Source organism: Streptomyces sp. NPDC002206 (genome assembly GCF_053593595.1).
The window spans coordinates 86,033-92,947 of record NZ_JBSFCW010000025.1; the positions used below are offsets into that span (position 1 = coordinate 86,033).

At 70.3% G+C, this 6,915-nt stretch carries 4 protein-coding genes; 2 read left to right on the top strand and 2 right to left on the bottom strand.

The window, feature by feature from the left end:
* Nucleotides 1-24: 24 nt before the first annotated feature.
* The gene (locus ACWCP8_RS31260; RefSeq protein WP_352262816.1) at nucleotides 25-2,712 is read right to left on the bottom strand and encodes a SpoIIE family protein phosphatase; all 2,688 of its coding nucleotides are present in this window, start codon (nucleotides 2,710-2,712) and stop codon (nucleotides 25-27) included.
* A gap of 73 nt (nucleotides 2,713-2,785) precedes the next feature.
* Nucleotides 2,786-3,871: a non-homologous end joining protein Ku gene (ku, locus tag ACWCP8_RS31265; RefSeq protein WP_352262815.1), complete on the bottom strand. Its 1,086-nt coding sequence runs from the start codon at nucleotides 3,869-3,871 to the stop codon at nucleotides 2,786-2,788.
* 90 nt (nucleotides 3,872-3,961) lie between these two features.
* Here ku and ligD point away from each other — a divergent pair, with 90 nt between their 5' ends.
* Entirely contained in the window at nucleotides 3,962-4,858 is an 897-nt protein-coding gene (gene ligD, locus ACWCP8_RS31270; protein ID WP_451119513.1) for a non-homologous end-joining DNA ligase, read from the top strand.
* Between the two features lie 151 nt (nucleotides 4,859-5,009).
* Nucleotides 5,010-6,915 (top strand): HEAT repeat domain-containing protein (locus tag ACWCP8_RS31275; protein WP_451119515.1); only part of this gene is annotated, 1,906 nt, incomplete at its 3' end.

Consider the following 6,915-nt stretch of genomic DNA (forward strand, 5'->3'; position numbering starts at 1 on the left):
TGACCAGCCGCTGCGGGACAGCCCTCAGAAGCTGCCCGTGGCCCCGGGCAGCGGCTGCTGCGCCCAGATGACCTTGCCTTCAGGGGTGTACCGCGTGCCCCAGTGCTCGGCGATCTGCGAGACGAGAAACAGCCCGCGGCCTCCCTCGTCCATCGTCGCCGCATACCTCAGATGGGGTGAGGTGCTGCTGCCGTCGGACACCTCGCAGATCAGGCTGCGGTCGCGCAGGAGCCGCACCCGGATCGGCGCGGAGGCGTGGCGGATGGCGTTGGTGATCAGCTCGCTGAGTACCAGCTCCGTGGTGAACGCCAGCTCCGACAGGTCCCAGTCGTCGAGCTTCTCGGCGACGGCGGCGCGTATCCCGGCTACGGCGGCGGGGTCGAGCGGAACGTCCCATTCGGCGATCTGGTCGGCGGAGAGCGCGCGGGTGCGGGCGATGAGCAGTGCCACGTCGTCCTGGGCCTCGGTGGGAAGGAGTGAGTCGAGCACCGCCCGGCAGTGTTCTTCCGGCGATCGGCCGGCATGGGCCAGGGCCTGGCGGAGCAACTCCATCCCCACATCGATGTCCCGGGTGCGGTCCTCGATCAGCCCGTCGGTGTAGAGGACCAGCTGAGCACCCACGGCCAGATGCAGTTCGGCCGTCTTGAACGGCATGCCGCCGAGCCCCAGCGGCGGCCCGGCAGGAAGGTCGGGGAACTCCACTCTGCCGTCGGGGTGGACCAGCGCGGGGAGGTGATGCCCGGCGCGGGCCATGGTGCAGTTCCGGGAGACGGGATCGTAGATCGCATACAGGCAGGTCGCTCCCACGACCCCGGCGCCGACGTCCGTGCTCCCCTCTTCCCTGTCGATGCGGTCGACGAGGTCGTCGAGGTGGCCGAGGAGCTCATCGGGTGGCAGGTCGAGCGTGGAGAAGTTGTGCACCGCGGTGCGGAGCCGCCCCATGGTCGCGGCGGCATGCAGTCCATGGCCGACGACATCCCCGACGACCAGAGCGACGCGGTTGCCCGACAGCGGGATCACATCGAACCAGTCACCGCTGACTCCCGACTGTGCCGGCAGATAGCGGTGGGCGACATCCAGGGCGTTCTGCTCGGGCAGAGCGCGCGGCAGCAGGCTGCGCTGCAACATCACCGCCAGGGCGTGTTCGCGGGTGTACCGGCGGGCGTTGTCGATGCTGACCGCGGCGCGGGCGACCAGTTCCTCGGCGAGCGACCGGTCCTCCTCGTCGAACGTTCCGGCCTCCCGCGAGCGCCAGAAGTTGGCCATGCCGAGAACCACGCCCCGTGCCTGCAGCGGCGTCGTGAGGAGTGAGTGGATTCCGTACGCGATGACATCGTCCGTGCGTTCCGGGTCCTGAGCACGCCAGCCGGGTGCGGAGGACAGGTCGGGCACCACCACCGACCGGCCGGTGGCGAATCCGCGCGCCTGGGGCGTGGAGGGAAGGAAGGTGATGAGCTCGCCGCGCGGATAGAGGGGGTGGTCGTTCCGGATACCGCTGACGGCGACGCGGCACATGTCGGCGGCCGTGCCGGTCGGCTCCTCCCCGAGCAGGACGGCGTTGGCGAGGTCGACAGTGGCGAAGTCCGCGAAACGGGGGACGGACATCTCGGCCAGTTCCTCGGCCGTGCGCGCCACGTCCAGGGTGGTGCCGATGCCCAGCCCCGCGTCGTACAGCAGCCTGAGGCGTTCGTTCGCCGCATCCACCTTGCCCGACAGCGCCAGGAGCTGGGTGGAGTCGCGCAGGGTCGCCACCGTTCCCAGAGAGCCTCCGTTGTGGTCCGTGCGCCGCTGGTTCACCACCAGCATGCGGTCCCCGGCCAAGTAGACCTCGTCCGTGACCACGCGGCCGGAGACAAGCAGCTCCGCCGTGGCCGGGTCGAGGCTCTCCAGTTCCTCGACCCGGCGTCCCTGGGCATCCGGCGGCAGATCAAGCAGCCGTTCGGCCTCGTCGTTCGCCAGCAGGAGCCGACCGTCGCGTCCGACGATGAGCACTCCTTCGCGGACGGAGTGCAGCACCGCGTCATGGTGCTCGTACATGCGTGTCATCTGGGCGGGATCGAGCCCGTGGGTCTGCCTGCGCAGCCGTTTGGCCACCAGCGCGGCCCCGCCCGTGGCCAGGGCGAGCGCGGCGGCACCGCTGGCAAAGATGACCACCAGCTGCCTGCTGACCGTGTTGGCGACGTTCTTGACCCTGAGACCTGCGGACACCAGGCCCACGACCGAGTGGTCGGGAGCTTTGACGGGGACAATCGCCTGGACCTCATGGCCGAGGGGTCCTTGGACGTCTTCCACGTGGACCTGACCGGCCAGCGAGGGTTCGATGTTGCCGACGAATTTCTTCCCGATGAGCTCCGGACGGGGGTGTGTGTAGCGAATCCCGTGGGTGTCCGTCACCACGATGAAGTCGACCCCGGCCAGTTTCCGCGCCTCCTCGGTGAGCGGCTGCAGCACCTTCGAGGGATCGGGAGATCTCAGCACATCCACCATCCCCGGAGCGTGTGCGAACGACTCCGCTGCCGCCACCGAACGGCGCTCCGCCTCGATCTCGGCGTCGCGAAACGATTGGAGGACCAGCGCAAGAACCGCGCCCGCCACGAGCAGGACAATGACCACCGCCTGCAGGACGAACACCTGCCGGGCTACGCTTCGCGGACGCCTGCCGCTCAGTGACCGAACCGATCTGCTCCGGGATCGGTCGGAATGGTCGACCATGGCGCCATTTCTAACACTTTCCAGCAACACGTGCCCATTGGGTCACTTTCATCCGATTTTCGTCGACCAACCGTCAGACCGAGGCGCGCTTCTTGGAGGACGTCTTCCTCGCCGCCGGCTTCGTGCTCGTTGCCGACTTCGCTGTCGTTGCCGCCGTGTTCGCTGTGGTCTTCTTCGTGGCCGACTTCGTCGCCGACCGTGCGGTGGTCTTCTTGGCGGAGGTTCTGCCCGGCGTCGTCTTCTTCGCGGCGGCCTTCCGGCCGGTGCTCGCTGCCGTGGAGACAGCTTTCTTCTTTGCCCCGGTTCCGCCGCTCTTCTTGCGTCCGGCGAGCGAGGTGACCTTGGCGACCGGGGCACCCTCTGCCTCTTCCGGCTCCTCGCCGCGGGCTTCCTTCGCCGCCCGGACGCTGTTCTCCAGCGCCGCGATCAGGTCGATCACTTTGCCACCGCCGTGCTCGTCGGAGACGGCGGGCTGCAACGCCTCGCCGGAGGCCTTCGAGGCGATGAGGGTCTCCACCGCCTCGCGGTAGTCGTCGTGGAGTGTGTCCATGTCGACCTCGCCGAGGGTGGCCATCAGCGCGTCGGCCAGATCGAGTTCGGCGTCACGGACCGTGACGTCGGCCTCCGGGGCCACTCCGTCGGTGGCACGGATCTCATCGGGCCAGAGCAGGCCGTGCATGGCGATCACGTCGTCGACCACGCGCAGCATGCCGAGCCGTTCACGGCCGCGCAGTGCGTACTTGGCGACCGCGACCTTCTGGCTCCGCTTCAGGGCCTCGCGCAGCAGGGTGTACGGCTTGGCCGCCGGCACTCCGTTGGCGGAGAGGTAGTACGCGGCGTCCATCTGGAGCGGGTCGATCTCGGTGGCAGGCACGAATGCGACGATCTCGATCGTCTTGGCGGTGGGAAGCGGGAGCGAGGCCAGGTCCTCGTCGGTGATCGGGATCATCGTGCCGTCGGCATCCTCGTACGCCTTGCCGATCTCGGCGGTCGTCACCTCCTGCTCGTCGAGTTCGCAGACCTTCCGGTAGCGGATCCGGCCGCCGTCGGCGAGGTGGATCTGACGGAAGGAGATCGAGTGGCTCTCAGTGGCATTGACCAGCTTGATCGGGATACTGACCAGCCCGAAGGAGATCGCGCCGTTCCAAATGGACCTCACCGTTCACCCCTGTGTCCCTGGAGATTTCGACAGCTATCGATAGATGGCGATTGATTCCTTAAGATCCCGGAATCATGTGATTCTTATCGTATGACGCCGATCACGGAGGTGGAGGGGCGGCGCCTGGCGCTCAGCAACCTCGACAAGGTGCTGTATCCGGCCACCGGGACCACCAAGGGCGAGGTGCTCCACTACTACGCGGTCACGGCGGCCGACGCCCTGCTCGCACATCTGCACAACCGGCCGGTGTCCTTCCTGCGCTATCCGGACGGGCCGGACGGGCAACGGTTCTTCACCAAGAACCCGCCGCCCGGCACCCCGTCCTGGGTACGGATCGCCGAGGTGCCGCGGCATGCGGCACAGCAGAACCGGCAGGTGGTCGTACAGGACCTGGCGTCGCTGACGTGGGCCGCAAACCTGGTGGTGGAGTTCCATACGCCGCAGTGGCAGGCCGATGCTCCGGGGATCGCCGACCGGATGGTGTTCGACCTCGATCCCGGAGCTCCGGCGACCGTCGTGGAGTGCTGTCGGGTGGCGCTGTGGCTGCGCGAGCGGCTGGCGGCGGACGGGTTGCCCGCGTACGGGAAGACCTCGGGGTCCAAGGGGCTGCATCTCCTCGTACCGCTGGAACCGGCTCCCGCCGATCGGGTGTCGGCCTACGCGAAACGGCTGGCGGCGGAGGCGGAGCAGGATCTTCCGGACCTGGTGGTGCACCGGATGACGCGGGCGCTGCGGCCGGGGAAGGTGTTCGTCGACTTCAGTCAGAACGCGGCGGCGAAGACCACCGCCACCCCGTACACCCTGCGCGCCAGGGCCGAGCCGACCGCCTCCGCGCCCGTCACCTGGGCGGAGATCGAGGACTGCCGGACCCCCGCCGAGCTGGTATTTCTGGCCGCCGACATGGCCGGGCGGCTGGAGCGGTACGGGGATCTGCTCGGCCCGCTGATCGATCCGGACCGGGCCCGGCCGCTGCCAGCCGCTCCCTGAGCTGAGTCCGTCGGGGCCTGTTCAGGGGCCATGCTGCCCTCCGTTGGCGTCCGTGCGGGCAAAAGGCTGCATGTGGCGGGTGGATTGTCCGGGCCGTGGTGCACACTCTGCGCAGACACTGCTTCGTGAGGTCGCGTGGGGAGGCGATGGCGTGTTCGCAGGGATCGACGAGGTCGACTGGGCCTCGATGGAGCATGCGTACGGGCCTGCCGATGATGTGCCCGGGCTGCTGCGGGGGCTGGCGTCCGCCGATCCGGCGGAGCGAGAGGGAGCGCTGGACGGCATGTACGGGGCCGTGCACCACCAGGGCGATGTGTACGCCTGCACACTTGCCTGCATTCCGTTTCTCTTCGAGCTGGTCGCGGATCCGGGGATCCAGGACCGGGGCAGCATCGTCGAGCTGCTCACCAGCATCGGTGGCATCGATCTGGACGAGGACGACGAGGAAGAGCTCGACGAGGAGGAGATCGAGGGTGCGGCGAACTACGCGATGGCGGCCACCGCCGTCACCGCGGGCGCCGGGGTGTTCTTCGAGCTGATCGCCGACGAGGACCCGGGGGTGCGGCTCGCCGCGCCGCTGGCGCTCGCCACTCTGCACGGCCAACCGGTGCGGGTCCTCGCCCTGCTGCGGGAGCGGCTGCCGGTGGAGCCGGACGAGGAGGTGCGGCTCGCGCTCGTGGAGGCCGCCGGGCGCGTCGCGCTGCGGCACCGCCCGCTGGCCGGGCAGGCGGCTGACTGGCTGAGCCGGCTCGCCGCGGAGTCGTACGCCCCGGGACTGCGGCTGGCCGCCCTCGCCCAGCTGGCCCGGTGCGCGCCGGATGCGCTGCCGGGTGATGTCGTACGGGTGGTGGCGGGACTGCTGCGCCGGCTGCGCGCGACACCGGCCGGCGCAGCCGACGGGGAGGATGGGACCACCGGGGCGGACGAGGCAGATCCGGTGGTCACCGCCGGGCCGGGCGACGATCCGGGTCCGGCCGCCGATGCCACCGAGGAGCAAGGCGCGCCGGTGACCCTGGTGGGGCAGTTGAGGGCGCTGTCCGCCGCCGAGTCCGCAGGGCGTACCGCCCCCTGGACGGCGGATCTGCTGCGGACACTGCACGTCGGGCTCGACGACCGGGTCGCCGACCGGACGGCGTTGCTGACCGATCAGCTGCGCAGCCCCGACCTCCGCCAGCGGATCGACGCCGTGCGGATGAGCGCCGGGCTGATACGGGCCTGGCGGGGCTCGTACGAGGAGCTGGTCCGGCTCGTGGGCGAACAGCTCGCCGCCCCGGATCCAAAACTGGCCGAGGCCGCCTCGCATGTGCTGGAAGAGCTCTTCGGGCTCGCCGCACCGGCCGCGGACGCGCTGGCGGCGCGGGTGGCGGCGGACCCCGGGGCCTGGGTGAAGGAGTGGGCGAGCGGACCGCCGGGGCTCGGCAGCGCGGTGAAGGCGCTGGCCCGGCTGGGTGACGCCCGCGCCCTGCCCGCGCTGGCCGCCGCTCTGGAGCGTCCCGAGGTGCCGCACGACGTGGGGTTCGCCATCGGATATCTGGGGGCGGCTGCGGCACCGCTGGCCGGGGTGCTGCGCCGCAGACTCGGCGAGATCGCTCTCGACGAGGGGGCGTACGACCGGGCGAATCCGCTGCTCAGCGGGCTGACCGCGCTGCGGGCGGGCGAGGCTGCGACGGAGGTGCTGCGGGTGCTGCGCGGTGCGCCGGAGTATCGCGGAGAGTGGTTGCGGACGTCGGCGCTGCGGGCGCTCGGCTCGTTCGGCCCCGCCGCGCACTGCGCCGTACCGGAGTTGCGGGCGCTGATACGCCGCCCCGGGACCGCGGCGGCGACGGAGGCGGCGCAGGCACTGTGGGCGGTCGACGGGGACGCGGAGGCCGTGCTGCCGGTGCTCGTCGAAGGGCTTCGGGCCGAGCATGCGCACGAGCGGCGGTCGGCGGTGACCGCGCTGGGCGGACTGGGGGCCCGGGCGGAAGCGGCAGCGCCACGGCTGCGGGCTCTGCTGTCGCACGACGAGCTGTGGCTGCGGGTGGATGCAGCGATCGCGTTGTGGGAGGTGTCCGGCC

What these genes read in the sequence shown, in the direction of transcription:
- ACWCP8_RS31260 (WP_352262816.1), bottom strand. Translation starts at nt 2,712, where the DNA reads ATGGTCGACCATTCCGACCGATCCCGGAGCAGATCGGTTCGGTCACTG.
- ligD (WP_451119513.1), top strand. Translation starts at nt 3,962, where the DNA reads ATGACGCCGATCACGGAGGTGGAGGGGCGGCGCCTGGCGCTCAGCAAC.